The following is a 22,062-nucleotide window of genomic DNA, read 5'->3' on the forward strand; positions in this document are numbered from 1 at the left end:
CTATTTAAATTCAATTGAAACATTAAACCATTCATTATCAAACTTTGGACTGTATTTTTTGTAGAAATTAATTGCTGGTTCGTTCCAATTCAATACTTGGAAAACTATTCCGCTGTATTGATTTGACTTTCCGTGTTCTAAGGTTGCTTCAAATAGTTTTTTACCAATTTGTTTTCCTCTCAGTTTTTCTGTCACGACTAAATCTTCCAGATATAATCTTCTCCCTTTCCAAGTTGAATATCGATCATAATATAATGAAATTCCTACAATTTGTCCTTCAAATTCTGCGACAAAAGCCCCCCAAACTGGGAATTCACCAAAGCCATCTTGCGTAAATTGCTCTAACGTTAAAGTAACTTCATGCAAAGCTTTTTCATATTCAGCTAATTCTTTGATCAGGTCCAACATCGGAGCGCAATCTTCCTGAATCGCTTTTCTGATGATAATTTCTTCCATTAAAAATTAAGGAGCTTGAATTTTTGCTAAAATTCTGTTAACAATTTCTTCTGTAGAGATTTCTTCCGCCTCAGCTTCGAATGTTAATCCAATTCTATGTCTTAATACATCTTTCGCCAATTCTTTTACATCCTCAGGAATTACAAAAGCTCTTCCTTTTAAGAATGCATAGGCTCTTGAAGCAATTGCCAGGTTAATAGATGCTCTTGGAGAAGCTCCGAAACTGATATAATTTTTAAGTTCGGAAAGACCATAATTCTCAGGATAACGGGTTGCAAAAACCATATCCAGAATATATTTTTCGATCTTTTCGTCTAGATAAATCTGATTGATTAATTCTTTAGCATCTACAATATTTTGCAGAGAAACGACTGGTTTTACGATAGGCTGATGAGAAGTAGAAACCATTCTCATTACCGTTCTTTCATCCTCAAATTTTGGATAATCGATCGTACATTTCAGCATAAAACGGTCGCTTTGCGCTTCGGGCAAAAGATAAGTACCTTCCTGATCGATCGGGTTTTGCGTTGCCAATACCAAAAACGGTTTTGGAAGCTTCATCGTTTCGTCACCAATTGTCACCTGCTTTTCCTGCATCACCTCCAAAAGAGCAGACTGCACCTTTGCCGGCGCACGGTTGATCTCATCCGCAAGCACGAAATTGGCAAAAACCGGCCCTCTTTTTATAGAAAAATCGTTCTCTTTAATATTATAGATCATCGTTCCTACAACATCTGCAGGCAATAAATCCGGCGTAAACTGAATCCTTGAAAATTCACCATGAACAGCATCCGCCAACGTTTTGATAGCTAACGTTTTTGCCAATCCGGGAACCCCTTCCAAAAGAACGTGTCCACCTCCTAACAGACCCACCAAAAGGCGGTCTATCATATATTCCTGGCCAATGATAACCTTGTTGATTTCCTGTCTCAGAAGTGAAAATAAATAGTTTTGTTCTTTTATCTTTTCCGTCAACTGACGAATGTCTTCTGCTTGATATGTATCTGACATAGTTTAAATTAAAATAAGTTGTAAATTTCTAATAAATACTTGCATTAATCAACACAATAAATGCCATTTTTGAGTTAAAGTTTGTTAAATATTCCGAGGATTTATGAGATCTTCAGCTAAGCGACTGAGATTTAATTTATATGATTCATTTGAGAGGTCAATTATTGATATGCCAAAACGTTATAACTCGACAGAAAAAGCACCATGAAATTCTTAGTTATAAAAATTTCATGGTGCTTTTTATTTTATTTAATTAATAAAACCTAAATATAATGGTCTATTAAAGCTTAGTAATTGTAATGGTAAATACATCTTCCGGAACGTCGATTGTTTCTTCGTAAGATCCTACATTTATATAATATTCTGTTCCTGCCGTTGTTGGAATGGTAATCGTTTCCGTCGCAGCAGCACCGCCATTATCCATCGTACCGACACATCCCAGGGCACTACAAGTACCGCTATATACATCAACCTGAGGATCGAAAGTACTTCCGGCAGGCATCGTTACTTTAATAGTATACTGACTGCCATCTCCGATCAATTTAAACCAAGTTCCATCATTCGTCGCATCAGGACAAACTGTTATATTTCCTGCATTATTAGTTGCAGAAACAGCATCACTTTGTGTGTATGAATAAGGAAAAGCAGAAGCCAATAAAGCACCTGAACAAGCATCATTTACTGGTACAGGAGGAATAGTTTTAAAAACAACTTCTGTACAACCTGAAGATTCAACTCCGGCTGAAACTGCGGTAACTTTTAAATAATAATTAGTGTTCGGGTTAAGAGGAGTTGATGGAGTAAAATCAGTTCCTGTTACTACCTGTTGATTAATAACATTCGTGCTTCCAGAGCTTGTTCCGACTGAAATTTTATAAGAATCTGCTCCGGAAACCGGAAACCATTTAATATTGGGAGATAATGAAACAAGTTGGGCGTTATTTGTTGGATAAGCAACGAAAGGACACGCAGGCGTAGATCTAGGCGTTAATCCTAAAAACGTTACTGATGATTTGTAATCTGCTCTTATTCCGCCGGGTGGAGACGCTGGATCAACTACCGCATTGTCACCTTTGTAATAAAGAGTTGAATATGGAAGATGTGAATAAACTTTAAATGCTTCATCAAAATTATTAATATCAATACTAGGAGCATTTTCTTTTGCTGCGATTACTAGATTATCTGTATTATTATAAGCAAATGGTGTTGTAAAAGTAAGTTCAACTTTATTATTACTTTTGGTCACCGTACCTGCAAATACTTGAGTTAGTTGCGAAGAGGGAACCCAATCCGTTCCAGATATGAAAGCCGTTTTTGTTGTGTGTCCTATATAAACAGTCCAATTTGAAGAATCAGAAATAGTTGAAGAAGGATCTATATAAAATGTAAGCCCTGTAATATTTCCTGCAGCATTAGCATTTATTTCCTGTTTAGGATAGATCTGCTGAACATAAGAATAGGAAAAAAAGCTACTTACCGGAGCAGTTCCCACATTTGTACTTCCAATGTTTATATTTATTTGGGCATTAAACGCCAACGATATCAATAATAAAGATAAAAGTAAAATTCTTTTCATAATTAATAAATTCAATATGGAATATGGTGCTAATTTAGTACTAAAGTTTTAATTTTTATAATAAATATGATTATTTAATCACATACATTAATCTTAATAATACTTTAAACTCAAATCAACTATATCTCTTTAAATATTTATACAATTATCAACAAATCATTATTTGCTTTGAAAAATCGACCAACAAACACTAAATTTAAGTACATATTTTAATACATTTGTAACAAATACCAATTACATGTATAAAAAGCTATTTTTTTTGAGTCTCTTTTTCGCGGGACTTCTTCAATCACAAACCACAACGATGGTAAATGTGATTTCACAAGCAGTTTATTATGATGGCTATGCAGCAACGGTATCTGATCCTGTTCCTACAGGTCTGATCAGACTTGGAAACACAAGATATGCAAGAAAACTTACAGACGCAGAACTGAATTCTTTCAAAGCAAAAATTGCCATGAGAGTTTCCATTGGCGCTCTTTGTGACAATTATGACCGTCTGGGAGAAGTTTTCTTGGCTTTAGTTCCTAAAAATCAAGCTACTTATACTATAGATGATGTCAATGTAAAAAGAATGGAAGTTGGTAGATACATCACCCCTTTCATGAACAAAAACCGTACACCTACGGAAGTACCTTACACCTATAATTTAAGTAATTTATACAGCGTCTTTCACGACGCTGCGCTTCGTAGTACTTACGATATGTATATGGAACTAGATGTTTTTGGTGTTCCTTATGCTGCACAAACTCAGGTTGCGGGATGTTCCGGAAGAATTGATGTTTTTTCAGGATCTCTTACTTTCTTTTCAACAGATGCAGGGGCAACACCTACAGATTACAACAGCCTTACTCCTCTTTTGAGTTACAGTAGAATAAATAACTATAACAGTACAGATGTTCCTGGACAAACTGTTAGAATTGTAAATTTTAACTTACCCAATCCCGTTACCGATGCCCGCTTTTTTGTAATATCAACACCTCATGGTGCAAACAGTGGCGGTGAAGAATATGTAAGAAGACAAAACTACACATATATAGATGACGTACAAGTTTTTACGTATACTCCCGGAGGAATTTCGTGCGAACCATTCAGAGTATATAATACACAAGGCAACGGAATTTACGGAACAACTCCAAAAACTGTTGCGGATTGGACTTCATGGAACAACTGGTGTCCCGGAAATTCTGTTCCGATCAGAGGATTTGTAATGCCTAACTTGACCGCAGGAAATCATACTCTAAAACATACAATCCCAACCGCTGTTTTTAATCAGCAACAAGGAGATGTCTATTTATCTGTTTACATGCAGGGCAAAAGTAATGTCAATTTAAATGTAAATGATGTCAAAACAACAGATGTAAGTATTTATCCAAATCCGACTTCTGATTTTGTCAATATTAAATCTCCGGTAAATGTGATATCTCTAACTTTATTCAGCATAGACGGAAGAAAATTATTTGAAAATTATAAAGAAAACAAGATCGATATTTCTTCATACAATACAGGAATTTATATTCTGAATGTTGTCTTAAAAGACGGAACATCTTTCAAACATAAGATTATCAAAAAATAAAACATTCTTTTAAAAACAAGTAAAGAAACCTCCTTTCGAACATCTTCGCGGGAGGTTTTTACTTTTATAAAATTTGAACAGATTTTAAATTTCATATTGTAAGTTAGCTCCAGCTTCGAAGTCATAATAAAATAGTCAGAAAAGAAATACACTTCTCAAAATCGATTATTTTAACAAAGACTTTCCATTAAATAAACCGAAAACAAATACCTTTTTTAACATTTATTTATTTTAAAGGCATTATTTTAAATAATTTTAACCTTAATCTCACATTTAAAAATTGTCACTTCCACTTTATTAAACTATTTTTGGTGATTAAAAAATTTGTAAAATGAATTATCATTTTCAAGCCCACAGACAGGTGAGAAGAAACCTTCTGGATATCCTGCAAAATACATCTCATGAAGATCTTTTGCTGATTCCGGATGGTTTTAACAATAACATTTACTGGAATATTGCACACACCGTTGCTACAGAGCAGCTTTTGCACTATTACCTAAGCGGAAACCCTTTCAGGATTGATAAATATTGGATCGAAACATATAAGAAAGGAACTCTTCCGAACTTAAATGTACAAAAATCTGAAGTGGAAGATCTGGAGTTTTTATTAACCGAAACTTCGAAGATCTTAATGAAAGATTATGACAGCGATTTCTTCTCAGATTACACGCCCTATACCACAAGTTTTGGGATGGATTTGAAAAGTATTCAGGATGCCATCATTTTCAACAACATGCATGAAAGCCTTCATTATGGCTATGCTATGGCTCAAAAAAGAGCAATTTTAGGAGAAAAAGGAAGATAGTTAAAAATGAATTTTGCGGTATGTCAATTCTCAAATGTGACTTTTTAAAGCACAGCAAATTGACCCACAAAGTAAAATTGATATTTAACAATTTCACTATTTAAATTATTAAAATGACAGATAAAAAAGACGATTTTATTTTCGGGCTTCGTCCTGTAATTGAAGCTATTGAAGCAGGGAAAACTATTGACAAGATCTTTGTACAAAATGCATTGCAAGGCGATATTTATGCCGAACTGAAAACAATTTTAGCTAAAAATAAATTACGTCCAAACTACGTTCCGGTTGAAAAACTGAATCGTTTTACAAGAAAAAATCACCAGGGTGTTGTAGCTTTTATTTCGGATGTTCCGTTTCATAGAGTGGAAGATGTTGTTCCTCAATTATTTGAAGAAGGAAAAACTCCATTTTTATTGATATTGGACAGATTAACTGACGTTAGAAATTTCGGAGCCATCTGCAGAACTGCAGAATGTGTAGGAATTGACGCTATTATTATTCCTGAAAAGGGAGGCGCACCCATCAACTCTGACGCAATAAAAACCTCTGCAGGAGCACTTTATAATATTAAAATCTGTAAAGAACCAAATTTAGCGCACGTTGTAGATTATCTTCAACAAAGCGGAATTTCCGTATTTGCAGCTACCGAGAAAGCTCAAAAACTGATCTATGATGTAAGTTTCACAGAACCTTGCGCAATCGTAATGGGTAATGAGGAAACCGGAATTTCTAAAGAAGTTTTACACCATGCAGATGAAAAAATAAAATTACCAATTGAAGGAAAAACACAATCTCTAAACGTTTCTGTTGCTTGTGGAGCGATTTTATATGAAGCAACAAGACAGAAATTAATGAAAGTAAATTAATCGATAACACATTCAAAATCAATTCAAATGAAGAACATTGCAGCGCTTGCGCTTATATCATCTATAGCTTTAGTTTCTTGTAAAAAAGAAACAACGACCGTAACAAAAGTGGATCCGAAAACAGGAAAAACAATTACCGTTGAAGTTCCTGCTGATTCTGTAGCTAAAGTTTCAGAAAACCCTGCAATTAAGGACTTTGCAGGTGTTTATACTCAAACTTTCAAGCTTGAAAAAGGAAAAACATATCCTCTTACAACTTACCAGAGAGATGTAAAAACGATGACAGATCCTCAAGGAAAATCTCTAAACGGGACAAGTGAATCTACTGACGAAATGACTTTCACCGTTAATGATATCAAAGGAAATGTTTATGATTTGACTCTTAATCTTATCGGAAAAAGAAATTCGCAAACTGCTGATGGAAAGACAATTGTAGTAGATACTAAGCTTCCGATTCCAAAAGAAGATGATCTGAAAATGATCTGGAACATCAACAAAGCTCTTACAAGCAATAAACTGAACATGAAAATGGATACGAAAGGAAATGTACTTTCGATTACAGGTTTCGATGCAGTTTACACTAAAGTTTCTAATGCTGTAGGAACTCTTATTAAAGATAAAAATCAAAAAGAAAGCGTTGTTGCAAGTCTTAAGCAAAGCTTTAACGAAAAGGTTTTAAAAGACCAATTCAACAAAAACTTAACTATTATTCCTAAAAAAGGAGCAAAAATCGGTGAAAAATGGACAAGTTCTGAAAACGCAGATCCAAGCGGAGCCGTAAAAGTTACCTCAAACTATGTATTAAAAAGCGTAGGAAACGGTATTGCAGAAATTGGCGTATCTGGTGGAATTCCTAAGAAAACTGAGAAAAAAGCTCAGGATAAAATCACCCACAGTTTAAGCAGTGAGCTTGTACAGAATGGTACCATTAAATTTGATCAAAGCACAGGATGGATCACCAATCAGAATATTAATGTAGAAACTACTCAGATTGAAACAATTTCAGACGGAAAACAGTCTCAGTCTATGAAAAGCGTTTCAAAATCTTCTGTAATGGTAAATCCTTCTGCTAAAAAATAATGTCGAAGTTTTTAAAATAAAAAATTATGAAGTTTATTCTTGAGTTAGTACTCACCGCTATTATTATTTTCTTTGTATGGAATATTTTGAAAAGATTATTTTTTAAAACATTCTACAGTTATTTGTTCAAAAATATCAAACAAAATAGTAATCAGCAGGATATCAACAGTTCAAACAAGGATAAAAACCCGAAGATCCATTGGGATGCAGAAACCGTGGACTATGAAGAGGTAAAAGAAAATAAAGACAAAAGGTAAAATATACCCAAGAAAATAAAAGATAATAACCAAAATGGCGAAAAATAAAAACTTAATTTATATTGCGGCTTCATTAGTTGTATTTATAGTTTTAGCATTTTTATATTCCACACCTGTGTTTACAGGAAAACAGCTTTTCCAGCATGATATTGTTCAGTACAGAGGAGGCGCAAAAGAACTTCTGGACTACAGAGCAAACACTGGAGATGAAACGTATTGGAGTGATTCCATGTTTGGTGGAATGCCAACTTATCAGATGGGAAGCCAGTTCAAAGGAGATATTATCAAAAAAATTGATAGTAATCTAAACTTTTTTCCAAGACCGGTTAATTATCTTTTCTTACTTTTCGCAGGATTTTTCCTTTTAGGAATGGTTGCGGTCAGAAATTGGAAATATGCTTTATTAGGAGCTACTTTCTTCGGACTTTCGACCTATTTTTATATTATTATTGCTGCGGGGCACAATGGTAAAGTGAATACTATTGAATATTTCGCGCCACTATTAGCCGGAATATTACTCGTTTATATACGGAAAAGTTACATCTGGGGATTCATTGTTACGACCCTGTTTATGGGACTTCAGATAGCAGCGAATCACCCACAGATGACGTATTATCTTTTCATTGCTTTAGGATTTTTATTCTTATCTGAATTAATCCGAGCGATCCAAAAGAAAACGCCGATGAAGCATTTCTTAATTTCTTCGGGAATTATTGCTGCTGCTTGTGTCATCGGAGTTGGAATGAATTCTCAAAGAATTATGGCCAATGCCGAATATGTAAAAGAAACCGTTCGAGGAAAACAAATCTTAGATAACGATACTCATACTTCAGGAGAATCCGGAATGGACAAAGAAAGTATGCTGATGTGGAGCTACGGAAGACTGGAAACTTTAAACCTTTTCATCCCAAGATTGATGGGTGGAGGGAGCCAGGAACCTGAGGCTAAAGACATTATGAATAAAGTTCAGGAACTTGTTCAGGAAAATGTGACTTCACAAACTGAAATGGATCGTGTTTCTAAAGGCTTCGGAAGCGTAACGTATTGGGGCGACCAACCGGGAACTTCGGGACCTGCTTATCAGGGAGCAATCGTTTGTTTCTTAGCTTTATTAGGATTCTTTTTTGCTTGGAAAAAATACCGTTACTGGATTTTAGGAGCTTCAATTCTTACCGTTTTATTGGCTTGGGGAAGTAACTTTATGCCTTTATCGGACTTCTTTATAGACTTTGTTCCGATTTACAATAAATTCAGAGCGCCATCTTCTATATTAGTTATTGTGGAACTTTTATTCCCTTTAATCGCGATTATTGGATTGTATAGATTCTTTACAGACGAAAAATTAACGGAAGAATACAAAAAGAAAATTCTTCTGTATGTAGGTGGTGGAACGTTAGGATTTTTATTAATTCTATTAATTTTCGGAAAATCTTTATTAGGTTTCCATACAGAAAATGAAAAAACATATCTTCCTCCTTTCCTATTGGATTATTTGGTGGATGAAAGATTCAAATTGTTCAGAATTGATGCAATCAAAGCATTTATCTATGTTGCCATCGCAGCAGGAGCTTTATTTATGGTTTTAAAGCAAAAATTAAATCAAAATATAGCTTTGATCATTATCGGAGTCGTGAGTTTATTTGATCTTTGGACAGTAAACAAGCGTTATTTGAATGATGAAAACTATGTAGATAAAGTTTTTGCTGAAAATCCTTTCCAAACAGAAACTTCAGATCTTTTGGCTGAAAAAGTACAGGCAAATCCTAATTTGGGTTCAATTTTAGCCAATGTTCAGGTCAACAAAACATTGGAAACGATTGCTGAAAAAGACAAAACACATTACAGAATTTTTAATAATCTTTTAGGGACATTCAGCGAGACAAATACATCTTATTTTAAATCTTCAATCGGAGGTTATCACGCCGTAAAATTGAGAAGATATGACGACGTTATCAATGAATATTTCCAAGTAATGGATTCTGTGAAACTCCCAAATGTTCTTAATTTACTGAACGCTAAATATTGGGTTGCTGGCGATCCGGAACATCCTCAGGCAATGCCAAATCCAAAAGCCAATGGAAATGCATGGTTTGTAAGCGACTTGAAATTTGTGAACAGTCCTAATCAAGAAATTAAGTCAATCGGAGTAATCGACAGTAAGAAAACAGCCGTTATTGCTTCTTCAGATAAAGAATATTTCAACAATAAACCAGTTCAGGCAGATCCGACAGCGTTTATTAATTTAACGAAATATCAACCGAATGAGCTAGAATTCAAATCAGAATCTAAGACTCCTCAGTTAGCAGTATTCTCCGAAATTTACTATCCTCACGGCTGGAAAATGTTCGTAGACGACAAAGAAGTTCCATACATCAAAGCCGATTATTTACTTCGTGCAGTGCATGTTCCCGCAGGAAAACATAACATCAGAATGATCTTCGAACCGGAAGTTATTGAAACTGGAAAATGGATTTCTTTATTGAGCTTTGGATTATTTATTATATTAAGTGGTTTCGGGATTTATTGGATGAATAAAAATAAGAAGAAGGAAATTTTAGTAGAAAAAGTTTAATCTCAATTTTGTCATTCCGTAGAAATCTCAGTAATTATTAAAATCACAATTTTAAAAATATTGTCTAGATTCCTACGGAATGACAAAAAGAATTCAGAGTTAATGGAACAAAAGAAAATATTAATCATCACCTATTACTGGCCACCTGCGGGAGGTCCCGGTGTTCAAAGATGGTTAAAATTTGTAAAATATTTACCTGAATTTGGATGGAAACCCGTTATTTTCACACCAGAAAATCCGAGTTACCCGTTGTTGGATGAAAGTTTAATGAAAGATATTCCTGAGAATATTGAAATCGTTAAAACCAAGATTTGGGAACCTTATCAACTCGCTGAAAAGCTTAATAAAAGTAATAAAAAGTTCAAAGCCGGACAGTTTGATGTCGGTAAAAACCAAAGCTGGAAATCGAAGCTTTCGATTTGGGTTAGAGGAAATTTTTTCATTCCTGATGCCAGAGTTTTTTGGGTAAAACCTTCCGTAAAATTTTTAGAACAGTATTTAAAAGAAAATAAAATTGATGTTGTGGTCACTTCGGGACCTCCACATTCTTTGCATTTGATAGGTTTAAATTTAAAAAAGAAACTTCCTAATTTAAAATGGATTGCTGATTTCCGTGATCCTTGGACGGAAATTTCTTATTATAAACATTTAAAACTAACCAAAAGTTCCGACAAAAAACATCGACAATTAGAAAGTGATGTTTTTAAAAATGCTGATATTACTTTAGCTACAAGTTATACCGACGCTGAAAATTTCCGCAAAAATGGAGCAAATGCGGTTTGTATTACGAATGGTTTTGATGAAACAGATGCTTCTCAAACTCACAAATCCTCAAACTCTCAGAATCTCAAACAAAAATTTACATTAAGCTATATTGGAGTTTTAGAACAGCTCAGAAATCCTGAAAATCTTTGGAAAGCTCTTGATGATTTAGTGAAAACCAATTCCGATTTTGCTGAAAGTTTTTCATTAAAATTTGTGGGCAGAATTGATGATAAAATTTTAAATACAATTGAAAATTCTGGTTTAAAAAATCATATTTTAAATTTAGGATATATTTCTCATGATAAAGCGATCATAGAAATGCAAACTTCTGATATGCTTTTAATTACAAATTTCCCCAATGAATCTTCGAAAGGTATTATTCCAGGGAAAATATTTGAGTATTTAGCGACAGGAAAACAGATTATTTCTTTTGGTCCGGATCAGGCTGATGTTTCAAAAATCTTAAATGAAACTCAGGCAGGAAAACATTTTGGTTATCAAGATTCCGAAACAATAAAAATCTTTATTTTAGAGAAATTTGAATTGTGGAAAAATGGAAACCTTCTTGAAAATGCTCAAAATATTGAACAGTTTTCAAGAAAGAATCTTACAAAAAAATTGATTGAGATTTTAGATTAAATCGTCCATTGGTCATTAATCACTCCAACTAAATAATACTTTCCTTTGAATTCTTCAAACACAAAACGAAGTGTTTTCCAATCCATTTCGCCATTTTTTTCGGTGCCTTTGATGTAATTTTCCGTGAAATTAAGTTTAGGATACATTTTTTCTAAATTGTTTAAAGAATTTCCGCCACCTTGAAATTTATCCAAAGAAAATTGAGATGCAGTAAAGTCTTTTGAGAAAACCCATTTTCCTAAATAATCATTAATTGTCGCTCTGTAAGGATCTCCCGAACCATCATGAGCGCCCCAAGTGAAAAGAGTTTTTGTTGGTTGATACTTTTCAAAATCAGTTTTAGAAAATTGCTTATCCTCTTTTGGATCTACAAAAGCATACATTGAAAATCGAACGCCTTTTTCGGGATGAATGAATTCAACAAATCTTTTATAATCTTTATTTTTTAAGGCTTTCAAAACTTCATCATTAGCTTCTTTTATGATTTCTTCTTTAGTTATGGTAGATGGACTAGGGTTTGAAGTTTGGACAGTCGTTTGGGTTGTAGAATCAACTTTGTGATCGGTAGCTTTACTTGGTTCTTTTTTACACGCAACAAGACTTATAACGAATATGGATAGTAATAATTTTTTCATTTTTTAATATTAATCAATGAAAATGTCCAAAAGTGATGCCAGCTTTCTAAATAATTTTAATTCAAATTTTAGATTAAGTGTATTATATCATCTTACTTTTTATGAATTGAAAATCTTTTTCAGGAATTTCTAAAAAACCAAATCTAAAGGAAAATCCCCATCTCTTTTTATCAATAATAAAATCTAATTCATCAATTAAAGGAATAATTGACACTTCTTTACACTTATAAAAATCTACATTTCTACGAAACGGTTGAAAACCTGCAGCCATAATACCTTGATAAATTTCCTCATCCTTGATCTCACCTATCGCAGTAAAACACTGGCATTTTTCATCTTTCTCGAAATATCGCTTGGGTGAATAAAAAATGATTCCATCTCCTGTTCTTAGTCTTTTTAAAGAAGCGGCTTTTCCATGATTAGCCTGCATAAATCCACCTTCGACTCCTCTTTCGATATGATCTTTTGATGCAACAGCAATATAATATTTCATTGTTTGATATTCATGAATTCAATTAAAGGTAAGAAAGTTTTTCAATATCTTAGCATAATGGAAATTCTAGATATTCTTATTGTCGGAGCCGGTCCCATCGGACTTAACTGTGCTCTTGAAGCTAAAAAAAATAACCTGAATTATTTAATTATAGAAAAAGGAACCATTGTCAATTCATTATACAATTATCCTTTATACATGCGATTTTTTTCAACTGCTGAAAAATTAGAAATCGATGAAATTCCATTTATTACAACCGCTCCAAAACCAGGAAGACAAGATGCTTTGGAATATTATCAAGGAATTGCAAGACAGAAAAATATTAATATTAATCTGTATGAAAAAGTTCTGAATATTTCTAAAAATAACGATATTTTTAAAGTTGAAACTTCTAAAGGAGAATATTTAGCCAAAAATGTAATTATCTCAACAGGATTCTATGACATTCCAAATTTAATGGATATTCCCGGAGAAAATCTAGAAAAAGTAAAACATTATTATACCGAACCTTATCCTTATGCAAAGCAGAAAATTGTGGTTGTGGGTTCTAGTAACTCATCTGTAGATGCAGCGTTGGAAACGTATAGAAAAGGAGCTGAAGTCACGATGATCGTTCGCCATTCTGAAATATCAAAAAACGTAAAATATTGGGTAAAACCTGATATTGAAAACAGAATAGCTGAGGGAAATATTACCGCTCATTTTAATTCTGAAATTATTGAAATAAAGCAAAGCTCTGTTATTTTTAAAGATGAAAACGGGCAAATTCATGAAATTGAAAATGATTTTGTATTAGCTATGACAGGCTATCTTCCAGATTTTGAGTTTTTAAAAAATTCAGGAATAGATCTTCAAGGAGATTGTTTAAACCCAATTTATCATTCAGAAACAATGGAAACAAATGTCAGAAATCTTTATTTAGCAGGCGTTGTTTGTGGCGGAAAAGACACACATCTTTGGTTTATAGAAAATTCAAGAATTCATGCAGAAATGATTATAAAAAATATTCTCCAAAACAAATAATTGTCTTGGAGAATATGCTATTAATTAAATCTAATCCTATAAATATTTATATCACATCTTCCATTTCTCTATTATCTTTCAACATCCAAGGAACAATAAAGTAAAATGCAATTGCAATAAATGTCGCTAAAACTCCGGTTCCGATCCATAAAGCATTAAATCCAAACTTCTCGGCCAGCAAAGTTCCCAAATATGGAGTAATGATAAACGCTGCGGAAAAAGAAATCCCGTTCAGTCCCATATAAGCTCCTTTATTGTTTTTCCCGGAACGTTTTGCGGTGATTGTAGACATGAAAGGCAGTGTCCAAATTTCTCCGATACAAAGTACAGTCATCGAGATGACCAATGTAATTATGCTATAATCAAAAGCCATCATTGCATAGGCAATTCCACAAATGAAAGTTCCGAAAAGCATGGTAAAAGCTAGATTAAAATACTTTTCAGCAATTTGTACAAAACCCATTTCGAGTAAAACGATCAGAAAACCGCTGTATCCTAAGATGTAACCGATATTTTCCTGACTCAGCTTTGCAACATCTTTATAAAAGATTGTCAATGTACTGAATAACTGGAAAAAGCACATCGAAAACAACAAACAAAAGAAACAATAAATCAAGAATTTACCATCTCGGTAAGGCGAATTTTCTTTTTTAACCTCAATAGCATCTTTCACTTTTGTGATTTTTACTTTTGCTAATTTATTTCGTTTATAAAAGAAAGAAATGTACAATATCCCGGCTAGTAAAGCCGCTAAAGCATTACTATAAAATAAAAAATTGTAAGAAATAGCAGATAAAATCCCTCCCAAGGCAGGGCCAACAGAGAATCCCAAATTGACCGCCATACGGTTCAATGAAAATGCTCTCGTTATATTTTCAGGTTTCGCATATTTTGTAATCGCCACCGAGTTGGCAGGACGAAATGTATCACTTACAATACTTTGCAGTAAAATGATCGCTGCCACTCCAACTTCTGTTTTAAAAACCGGAATTAAACAAAACAACGGAACGCTTAATAACAAGCTCATATACTGAACTTTATACTCTCCGATTCTATCTGTAATGAATCCTCCTAACCAAGATCCGATTACAGATCCGATTCCAAAAAAACTTAAAACAATTCCTGTATTTTCTATGCTAAAATGTAAATGGCTCGTCATATAAACTCCCAAAAACGGAAGTACCATTGAGCCCGCACGGTTGATGAGCATTACCAACGCGAGCATCCAACTTTCTTCTGAAAGTCCTTTGAATGAATTTGTATATATGTGTATTAGTTTCACAATTTTTTAATTTTAAATGTTTTTTGATAGGATTTTATCCTATCCTTGGTTAAATCGTCCCTTCGGGACTCTTTTTGATTTAAACACAAATGGATCTAATTTTCTTCACGAATAACACAAATTTGGATTGTGCAATTTGTGAGAATATTCGTGTTTTTAGTGTTTAAAACAAAAAAACAGGACTTAAAAAATTAAGCCCTGTTTCATTTATAATGATATAAATAAATTTTTACTCCGGCTTATAAGAGTCTTTTAATGTTACAGTACGGTTGAATACCAACGTAGTATCCGTAGAATCCTGATCTTTCGTAAAATATCCAATTCTCTGGAACTGAAGAGGTTCTCCAACAGCAACATCTTTTAAACTAGGTTCAGCAAAACCTTTAATGGTAGAAACAGATTCAGGATTAATGAAATTCAAGAAATCCACATCTTTCTCAGCATCAGGCTGTTCCACAGTAAATAAATGATTGTAAATTCTTACATCTACAGGAAGTGCGTGTTTTGCAGACACCCAATGTAGCGTACCTTTTACTTTTCTTAAACTTTCCTCTGTTCCGCTTCCAGACTTAGATTTTTCGTCATAAGAAGCATAAATTGTCGTGATTTCTCCATTTTCATCCTTCTCCACTCTTTCAGCTTTGATGATGTAAGCAGATTTTAAACGGACTTCTCCGCCTAATTTCAACCTAAAGAATTTATTGTTTGCTTCTTCTTTAAAGTCTTCACGCTCAATATATAATTCTCTTGAGAAAGGAACTTGCCTTGTTCCGGCATTTTCCTGCTCAGGATTGTTTTCAGTTTCTAACCACTCTCCGTTTCCTTCAGGATAGTTCTCAATCACCAATTTGACTGGATCAACCACTGCCATTACACGTTTAGCTACTTTATTCAAGTCTTCACGAACACAGAAATCCAATAACTGAATCTCAATTAAATTTTCCCTTTTTGCAACCCCAACTTTATCAATAAAATTCCTGATGGAAGTAGGCGTAAAGCCTTTTCTTCTCATTCCGGAAATCGTAGGCATCCTTGGATCATCCCATCCGGTTACTGCATTTTCAGCGACAAGCCTTTGCAATTTCCTTTTAGAAGTGATCATATAAGAAACGTTCATCCTTGCAAATTCTCTTTGCTTGTTTTTAACCCTTCCTTCTTCATACACCTGATCTAAATACCAGTTGTAAAGCGGTCTGTGGTTTTCAAACTCTAAAGAGCAAAGCGAGTGCGAAATTTGTTCGATATAATCAGATTCACCATGTGCCCAGTCGTACATTGGATAAATTTTCCAGTCTGTTCCTGTTCTGTGGTGAGGTTTATTCAAAATTCTATACATAACAGGGTCACGCATATTCATATTTGGCGAAACCATGTCGATTTTTGCACGAAGAGACATTGAACCGCTTTCGAATTCACCATTTTTCATCCTTTCGAACAAATCTAAAGACTCTTCAACAGGACGATTTCTGAACGGAGATTCAACTCCGGGTTCTGCAGGATTCTTTCTTTGTTCTGTAATGGTTTGAGACGGCTGCTCATCAACATAAGCTTTTTTATCTTTAATTAACTGAACTGCCCAATCATAAAGCTGCTGGAAGTAGTCTGATGCATACAAAACTTTATCCCATTTGAAACCTAACCATTCAACGTCTTTCATGATAGAATCTACGAATTCCTGCTCTTCTTTTTCAGGGTTCGTATCGTCGAAACGAAGGTTTACGGGAGCATTGTATTTTTCACCCAAACCGAAGTTGATGCAGATCGCTTTTGTGTGACCTACATGCAGATAACCGTTTGGTTCAGGCGGAAAACGGAAACGGATCTGATCATTTTTAAGACCGTTTGCCAAATCATCTTCTATAATTTGCTCAATAAAATTGAGAGATTTTTTTTCTTCTTCCATTAAAATTCGCTTTAAATGTCGAATAATACGACAATTTGCAAATTTAGGAAATTTTAAGGGTTTACGGAAATTATAATTTAAAACTATAATTGTTAATAATTCAATATTTTTATTTAACTTAGAATTAACTAAGAACCCGTTTCTCAAATAACAACAACATGGCTGTTTATATCCTAAGCAATCGAAAAATTGTTCGCCATAAAGGTGAAAAAGCAGATTCATTTTCTAATGATGAATACTCTATTCCTAATTTCAGGATAGCAAAATGCGATTTTGATAACTATAAGGAACCTACTGCTGCAGCTAAAAAAAAGAAAGACTACACCAACCGAAATATTGTAAACTATAAACTGTTTTCCGAGCCTGAAAAACAAGGTTATCAGGATGTTTTGGACGTTTTATTAAATGAAAAAGGCATCAAAAAATCTACTTTGACAGCCAATAATCTCGGTGGAAGTCAAAGAATGTTCTATGAATTATACAAAGATATGTCTTCTACAAAAGATAGAAGTGATGTTTTGATATTTATTCATGGCTACGCTTATGATTTTGATGATGAATTGAAAGCCATTGTTGATCTAAAAAAATTGTTCATTGATAATCCGGCGTCGCCTGTTGAGCATATTTTATTCGTAAGCTGGCCGGCTTCGAGCAGCATTGTTCCTATGACTTATTTTGATGATAAAGCTTCGAGCATCAATTCCGGAGCTTCGTTGATGAGATTATTTTACTTTTATACGCAGTTTTTAAAGGATATTTTTTCGAACCGTGATCTCGTTCCCTGCAATCAGAGAATTCATTTGATGGCTCATTCCATGGGAAACCGAGTGCTTCAAAGTATGTTGTACAGTTTGAAAAAGGAAAATATTTTGAGAGTTATCGACCAGGTTTTATTATTGAATTCTGATGTTACTTATAAAGTTTTTGAGGACTCTGAAGATTCATTTAATAAGTTACCATTGTTGGCGAATCGGATTTCCATTTATTTAAACAGAAAAGATACCATTCTTGGAATTTCTCAGTTTACTAAAAACATTTTAACCCCGAGATTAGGTAAAAATGGGCCGAGTGACATTGAAAAATTCAAAGATATTGTTTCTATCATCGATTGCACTTTTGTTCAAGATGATGTATTAACTGGATTAAAATATGATATCGGAAATCATTGGGGATACCTTTCCAGTTCGCAAGTTCAAAATGATATTTTTCAAAATTTATATGGTGTGGATAGGAATCTTATCACCAATAGATCAAAGGATAACGAAAATATTTTCACAATTATTTCACAATAATATATTAAAATTAATCATATCGTAAAGCCTTATGTTAAACCCTAAAACAAGTGCTCATGTTGGCATAAAGATTGCAAAATCATTAAACAGAGAAATACTAAATTTTTTATCATGAAAAAAGTTAAAAGCAAGTTTTCTTATTTATTGCAATATATTAAGAAAGCAATTTTCGTAAAAGACGTGATTTAACGAACTTATTATTAACTCAAAAACTATAAATTATCCGATTATAAAATTACTTTATTTAAAAAACAACTTCTCCCCTTTTAAATCTAACTGAGTTTCAAAGTTATTTGTAAATAAGCCTCCTGTTCCAAGACCTTGAGGCATTTTGCTATTTTTCGTAAACGTATATTGAGCAATCGCATTCAATCCAATATTGCTTTCAAGAGCTGATGTAATCCACCAACCGATATTAAGTTCTTCTGCAAGAGAAATCCATTCGTCAGAACCAGAAAAACCTCCTACCAAAGCTGGTTTTAAAATAATATATTGAGGATTTATTTCTTGTAATAGCTTCTTTTTTTCATTAAAATCGATAATTCCGATTAATTCTTCATCTAATGCAATTGGAGTTGGAGTTTCAGTACATAACTCTGCCATATCTGCCCAGTTTCCGGCTTTTATTGGCTGTTCAATGGAATGAATATCTAAATCAGCCAACTGCTGTAAAACAACCTTTGCTTCTTCTTTATTGAAACCTCCATTTGCATCAACACGCAGTTCCAATTTCTCTTTTGAAAATTTTTTTCTTAGTTTTTGAAGAACTTCATATTCAGATTTCCAGTCGACACCGATTTTTAATTTAATACAGTGAAAGCCTTTTTCAAGTTTCTCCTGAATCTGTTCTTCCATATAATGAATATCCCCCATCCAGATCAAACCGTTGATAATTATTGGAGATTTACCTTCCGTAAATTCACTTGGAAAATAAAGATTTCCGCCATGTTTCAGGTTCAAAACAGCTTGTTCATATCCAAACCAAATGGATGGAAATTCTTTTAATTCTTCTTTTAAAAATTCAGAATCTTTTTGAATATTTTGACAAAGCCATTGTAGTTTTTCTTCATAATCCGGTCTGTCATCAAAACTCAATCCTCTAAAAATGGCACATTCTCCTACTCCTTTTTTTCCATTTTCTGAAATTTCAAGAATAAAAGTTTCCTTTTCATGCAAAACGCCGCGAGATGTTCCACTCGGGCGCTTGAATTCTAATAAATATTTAAAATATTCTGCTTTCATTTATTTTACACTGTCAATTCGCATAAATTCCTCTGCTTTTTCAACCATATTGACGCTTCCACAGAAAAACGGAATTCTTTGATGAAGTTCTGTTGGTTCAATTTCCAAAATTCTTCTGAAACCGTCTGTTGCCTTTCCACCAGCTTGTTCAGCTAAGAAAGCCATTGGATTACATTCATAAAGTAATCTCAGTTTTCCGTTCGGAGCTTGTGAATAAGATGGATAAATATAAATTCCACCTTTTAACATATTTCTATGAAAATCAGCAACTAACGAACCAATATATCTTGAAGTATACGGTCTGTCACCTTCTTCCATCTGGCAATATTTAAGATAATTTTTAACTCCTTGAGGGAATTTTATATAATTTCCTTCGTTGATAGAGTAAATTTTACCTGTTTCCGGAAACTTCATATTCGGGTGAGAAAGATAATAAGTACCTAATGATGGATCTAATGTAAATCCGTTCACACCATTTCCTGTTGTGTAAACAATCATTGTTGAAGAACCGTAAATTACGTATCCCGCAGCAATCTGATTAATTCCTTTTTGTAAAAAATCTTCAAGCTGAACCGGAGTTCCGGGCTCTGTTACTCTTCTGTAAATTGAAAAAATAGTTCCTACAGAAACATTTACGTCAATATTTGAAGACCCGTCCAAAGGATCGATCAATACAACATATTTACTTAAATGCCCGTTTTCTCCACATTTAATGTCAATAAAATCGTCATTTTCCTCAGAAGCGATACCACAAACTACTTCTCTTTGAGACAATGCCGTAATAAAAATGTCATTGGCGATCACATCAAGTTTCTGCTGCTCCTCTCCCTGAATATTTTCATTTCCTGCTTTTCCGATGATATCTGCAATTCCCGCCTTATTTACTTCCCTGTTTACTACTTTTGAAGCTAGTCTTATTGCGCTTAAAAGACGTGAAAATTCTCCTGTAGAATATTGGAAATCGTCCTGCTTATCAATAAGAAATTCTCCTAAAGTCTGTAATGGTTGATCTGACATATTTTTCTTTTTACGTTTTGCTCAAATTTCGTAAAATTTACAACATTATAGAGAATTTTCTTTTAAAATACATTAAGCACTGTATATCAAATCAATACATCATAAATAGTGGTACTTATCATAAATTTCAACATGAAAATGAATCACCAATTTAACCTGCTAAGGAATGAAAAATTCAATAAATAGTGTTAATTTTTAATTTTAATAAAATCTTAAGTAGGTCTACTCGCTCGGCTCTTTCATATCTCGTTGTAAATTTATAATTTTGACCTCCGTAAAAAACTCAATTAAATTTTATCTAACAATTTTATTTTTAACAATTTAATGAAAATTTTCAAGTTTGGTGGAGCATCGGTAAAAGATGCTGAAAGTGTAAAAAATGTATCCATGGTATTAGAAAGCCAAGGATTTGCCAAATGTCTGCTGGTAATTTCAGCGATGGGCAAAACGACTAATGAATTGGAAAAAGTTGTAGAACTTTATTTCAAGAAGGATAACTATCAAACCGAAATTGAAAAGATAAAACGAAAACACATGGAAATCGCGGAAGGTTTATTTCCTGAAAATCATGCGGTTTTTGCAGAAATCGATTTGTTTTTTGATGATATTGATTCTTTTTTACGAAGAAATAAATCACCGAATTACAATTTCGTGTACGATCAGGTTGTAAGTTGTGGAGAAATGATCTCTACAAAGATCGTAAGTGAGTATTTAAATGAAATACAATTTACCAATCAATGGTTAGACGCCAGAGATTACATAAAAACCGACAATTCTTACAGAGACGGAAACGTAGACTGGAAAAGAACTGAAGAATTTATGTCAACCTTAAATCCTGAAATCTGCTATGTAACGCAAGGTTTCATTGGATCTGATGATAATAATTTCACCGTAACTTTAGGAAGAGAAGGTTCAGATTATTCTGCCGCGATCTTTGCTTATTGTTTAAATGCATCTGCAATGACAATCTGGAAAGACGTTCCGGGAGTGATGACGGGAGATCCGAGAAAATTCAAGGATGTTACGCTTCTTTCTAATATATCATATGAAGAGGCAATCGAGATGGCGTATTACGGAGCAAGTATCATTCACCCGAAAACATTACAGCCTTTACAGCAAAAAGATATCCCTTTTTATGTAAAATCTTTCGTAGATCCTACAAAAGAAGGAACAAAAGTAGGTGCTTCAGATAAAAATGAATTTCAGGAATCTTATATTTTAAAGGAACATCAAACTTTATTGAAAATCTCTACCAGAGACTTCTCTTTTGTAGCAGAGGATCATATGAGTTTGGTTTTTAGCTTTTTAGCAAAATATAAAATTAAAGTTTCTTTGATGCAGAATTCTGCAATTTCACTAGCTTTATGTCTGGAAGATAAATTTGACAAAATAGACGAGCTTAATGAAGAACTTCAGAAAATATTTAAAACTGAAGTAGTTAAAAATGTATCTTTATTTACCGTGAGAAATGCGAAGATGGAGAACATTGATAAATTTTACCAAGAAAAAAGTGTATTATTGGAACAGATTTCCAAGAATACGCTTCAAATGGTAACACAATAAAACTAATTG

The 22,062-nt window shown here is 33.5% G+C and carries 19 protein-coding genes; 10 read left to right on the top strand and 9 right to left on the bottom strand.

Annotated features, from left to right (window positions below):
- The 3 genes from AC1Q7L_RS19825 to AC1Q7L_RS19835 form a co-directional block, all read right to left on the bottom strand.
- On the bottom strand, positions 1 to 456 hold the full coding sequence (locus AC1Q7L_RS19825; protein WP_492307590.1) for a GNAT family N-acetyltransferase: 456 nt from the start codon (positions 454 to 456) through the stop codon (positions 1 to 3).
- 6 nt (positions 457 to 462) lie between these two features.
- The gene (locus tag AC1Q7L_RS19830) at positions 463 to 1,467 is read right to left on the bottom strand and encodes an AAA family ATPase (RefSeq protein ID WP_066756308.1); all 1,005 of its coding nucleotides are present in this window, start codon (positions 1,465 to 1,467) and stop codon (positions 463 to 465) included.
- Between the two features lie 280 nt (positions 1,468 to 1,747).
- Positions 1,748 to 3,043: a hypothetical protein gene (locus AC1Q7L_RS19835; protein WP_492307589.1), complete on the bottom strand. Its 1,296-nt coding sequence runs from the start codon at positions 3,041 to 3,043 to the stop codon at positions 1,748 to 1,750.
- 259 nt (positions 3,044 to 3,302) lie between these two features.
- On the opposite strand from AC1Q7L_RS19835, the gene AC1Q7L_RS19840 reads away from it, so the two are divergent.
- From AC1Q7L_RS19840 to AC1Q7L_RS19870, 7 genes are all read left to right on the top strand, one after another.
- Positions 3,303 to 4,619: a peptide-N-glycosidase F-related protein gene (locus tag AC1Q7L_RS19840; RefSeq protein ID WP_492307588.1), complete on the top strand. Its 1,317-nt coding sequence runs from the start codon at positions 3,303 to 3,305 to the stop codon at positions 4,617 to 4,619.
- Between the two features lie 331 nt (positions 4,620 to 4,950).
- Entirely contained in the window at positions 4,951 to 5,424 is a 474-nt protein-coding gene (locus tag AC1Q7L_RS19845) for a DinB family protein (RefSeq protein ID WP_123979806.1), read from the top strand.
- A gap of 113 nt (positions 5,425 to 5,537) precedes the next feature.
- Positions 5,538 to 6,290, top strand: a complete 753-nt coding sequence (gene rlmB / locus AC1Q7L_RS19850) for a 23S rRNA (guanosine(2251)-2'-O)-methyltransferase RlmB (protein ID WP_072409810.1) — start codon at positions 5,538 to 5,540, stop codon at positions 6,288 to 6,290.
- A gap of 27 nt (positions 6,291 to 6,317) precedes the next feature.
- Positions 6,318 to 7,370, top strand: a complete 1,053-nt coding sequence (locus AC1Q7L_RS19855; protein ID WP_492307587.1) for a DUF6263 family protein — start codon at positions 6,318 to 6,320, stop codon at positions 7,368 to 7,370.
- Positions 7,371 to 7,396: 26 nt separating this feature from the next.
- A complete protein-coding gene (locus AC1Q7L_RS19860) occupies positions 7,397 to 7,627 on the top strand; it encodes a hypothetical protein (RefSeq protein WP_492307586.1) in 231 nt (76 codons plus the stop codon).
- Positions 7,628 to 7,661: 34 nt separating this feature from the next.
- Positions 7,662 to 10,199, top strand: a complete 2,538-nt coding sequence (locus AC1Q7L_RS19865; RefSeq protein WP_492307585.1) for a YfhO family protein — start codon at positions 7,662 to 7,664, stop codon at positions 10,197 to 10,199.
- Positions 10,200 to 10,301: 102 nt separating this feature from the next.
- On the top strand, positions 10,302 to 11,603 hold the full coding sequence (locus tag AC1Q7L_RS19870; protein ID WP_492307584.1) for a glycosyltransferase family protein: 1,302 nt from the start codon (positions 10,302 to 10,304) through the stop codon (positions 11,601 to 11,603).
- Here the strand turns inward: AC1Q7L_RS19870 and AC1Q7L_RS19875 are convergent.
- Positions 11,600 to 12,238, bottom strand: coding sequence for a hypothetical protein (locus tag AC1Q7L_RS19875; RefSeq protein ID WP_492307583.1), 639 nt, complete (start codon positions 12,236 to 12,238; stop codon positions 11,600 to 11,602). The genes AC1Q7L_RS19870 and AC1Q7L_RS19875 overlap by 4 nt on opposite strands.
- An 82-nt stretch (positions 12,239 to 12,320) precedes the next feature.
- Positions 12,321 to 12,731, bottom strand: a complete 411-nt coding sequence (locus tag AC1Q7L_RS19880; protein WP_492307582.1) for an EVE domain-containing protein — start codon at positions 12,729 to 12,731, stop codon at positions 12,321 to 12,323.
- Between the two features lie 57 nt (positions 12,732 to 12,788).
- Between AC1Q7L_RS19880 and AC1Q7L_RS19885 the strand changes: the two genes are divergently transcribed.
- Complete coding sequence (locus AC1Q7L_RS19885; protein WP_492307581.1) at positions 12,789 to 13,754, top strand: YpdA family putative bacillithiol disulfide reductase; 966 nt, start codon at positions 12,789 to 12,791, stop codon at positions 13,752 to 13,754.
- Between the two features lie 46 nt (positions 13,755 to 13,800).
- Here AC1Q7L_RS19885 and AC1Q7L_RS19890 read toward each other — a convergent pair whose 3' ends face one another.
- Entirely contained in the window at positions 13,801 to 14,979 is a 1,179-nt protein-coding gene (locus tag AC1Q7L_RS19890) for an MFS transporter (protein ID WP_492307653.1), read from the bottom strand.
- Positions 14,980 to 15,265: 286 nt separating this feature from the next.
- Positions 15,266 to 16,939 carry a glutamine--tRNA ligase/YqeY domain fusion protein gene (locus AC1Q7L_RS19895; protein WP_492307580.1) on the bottom strand — a complete coding sequence of 558 codons (1,674 nt, stop codon included), beginning with the start codon at positions 16,937 to 16,939 and terminating at the stop codon, positions 15,266 to 15,268.
- 158 nt (positions 16,940 to 17,097) lie between these two features.
- Between AC1Q7L_RS19895 and AC1Q7L_RS19900 the strand changes: the two genes are divergently transcribed.
- Positions 17,098 to 18,231 carry an alpha/beta hydrolase gene (locus AC1Q7L_RS19900; RefSeq protein ID WP_492307579.1) on the top strand — a complete coding sequence of 378 codons (1,134 nt, stop codon included), beginning with the start codon at positions 17,098 to 17,100 and terminating at the stop codon, positions 18,229 to 18,231.
- Between the two features lie 240 nt (positions 18,232 to 18,471).
- Here the strand turns inward: AC1Q7L_RS19900 and menC are convergent, their stop codons facing one another.
- Together menC and fbp are read right to left on the bottom strand one after the other, a co-directional pair.
- Positions 18,472 to 19,473 carry an o-succinylbenzoate synthase gene (gene menC / locus AC1Q7L_RS19905; protein ID WP_492307578.1) on the bottom strand — a complete coding sequence of 334 codons (1,002 nt, stop codon included), beginning with the start codon at positions 19,471 to 19,473 and terminating at the stop codon, positions 18,472 to 18,474.
- Complete coding sequence (gene fbp / locus AC1Q7L_RS19910) at positions 19,474 to 20,490, bottom strand: class 1 fructose-bisphosphatase (RefSeq protein WP_410692480.1); 1,017 nt, start codon at positions 20,488 to 20,490, stop codon at positions 19,474 to 19,476.
- Positions 20,491 to 20,814: 324 nt separating this feature from the next.
- On the opposite strand from fbp, the gene AC1Q7L_RS19915 reads away from it, so the two are divergent.
- Positions 20,815 to 22,053: an aspartate kinase gene (locus tag AC1Q7L_RS19915; RefSeq protein WP_410692479.1), complete on the top strand. Its 1,239-nt coding sequence runs from the start codon at positions 20,815 to 20,817 to the stop codon at positions 22,051 to 22,053.
- Positions 22,054 to 22,062: the final 9 nt, after the last annotated feature.

The organism is Chryseobacterium sp. GW823-FHT05E08 (genome assembly GCF_058795655.1).

Bases quoted from the DNA above. Each gene is read 5' to 3' on its own strand.
- AC1Q7L_RS19825 (WP_492307590.1), bottom strand. From the start codon at position 456: ATGGAAGAAATTATCATCAGAAAAGCGATTCAGGAAGATTGCGCTCCG.
- AC1Q7L_RS19830 (WP_066756308.1), bottom strand. From the start codon at position 1,467: ATGTCAGATACATATCAAGCAGAAGACATTCGTCAGTTGACGGAAAAG.
- AC1Q7L_RS19835 (WP_492307589.1), bottom strand. From the start codon at position 3,043: ATGAAAAGAATTTTACTTTTATCTTTATTATTGATATCGTTGGCGTTT.
- AC1Q7L_RS19845 (WP_123979806.1), top strand. From the start codon at position 4,951: ATGAATTATCATTTTCAAGCCCACAGACAGGTGAGAAGAAACCTTCTG.
- rlmB (WP_072409810.1), top strand. From the start codon at position 5,538: ATGACAGATAAAAAAGACGATTTTATTTTCGGGCTTCGTCCTGTAATT.
- AC1Q7L_RS19855 (WP_492307587.1), top strand. From the start codon at position 6,318: ATGAAGAACATTGCAGCGCTTGCGCTTATATCATCTATAGCTTTAGTT.
- AC1Q7L_RS19860 (WP_492307586.1), top strand. From the start codon at position 7,397: ATGAAGTTTATTCTTGAGTTAGTACTCACCGCTATTATTATTTTCTTT.
- AC1Q7L_RS19865 (WP_492307585.1), top strand. From the start codon at position 7,662: ATGGCGAAAAATAAAAACTTAATTTATATTGCGGCTTCATTAGTTGTA.
- AC1Q7L_RS19870 (WP_492307584.1), top strand. From the start codon at position 10,302: ATGGAACAAAAGAAAATATTAATCATCACCTATTACTGGCCACCTGCG.
- AC1Q7L_RS19875 (WP_492307583.1), bottom strand. From the start codon at position 12,238: ATGAAAAAATTATTACTATCCATATTCGTTATAAGTCTTGTTGCGTGT.
- AC1Q7L_RS19880 (WP_492307582.1), bottom strand. From the start codon at position 12,731: ATGAAATATTATATTGCTGTTGCATCAAAAGATCATATCGAAAGAGGA.
- AC1Q7L_RS19885 (WP_492307581.1), top strand. From the start codon at position 12,789: ATGGAAATTCTAGATATTCTTATTGTCGGAGCCGGTCCCATCGGACTT.
- AC1Q7L_RS19890 (WP_492307653.1), bottom strand. From the start codon at position 14,979: ATGCTCGCGTTGGTAATGCTCATCAACCGTGCGGGCTCAATGGTACTT.
- AC1Q7L_RS19895 (WP_492307580.1), bottom strand. From the start codon at position 16,939: ATGGAAGAAGAAAAAAAATCTCTCAATTTTATTGAGCAAATTATAGAA.
- AC1Q7L_RS19900 (WP_492307579.1), top strand. From the start codon at position 17,098: ATGGCTGTTTATATCCTAAGCAATCGAAAAATTGTTCGCCATAAAGGT.
- menC (WP_492307578.1), bottom strand. From the start codon at position 19,473: ATGAAAGCAGAATATTTTAAATATTTATTAGAATTCAAGCGCCCGAGT.
- fbp (WP_410692480.1), bottom strand. From the start codon at position 20,490: ATGTCAGATCAACCATTACAGACTTTAGGAGAATTTCTTATTGATAAG.
- AC1Q7L_RS19915 (WP_410692479.1), top strand. From the start codon at position 20,815: ATGAAAATTTTCAAGTTTGGTGGAGCATCGGTAAAAGATGCTGAAAGT.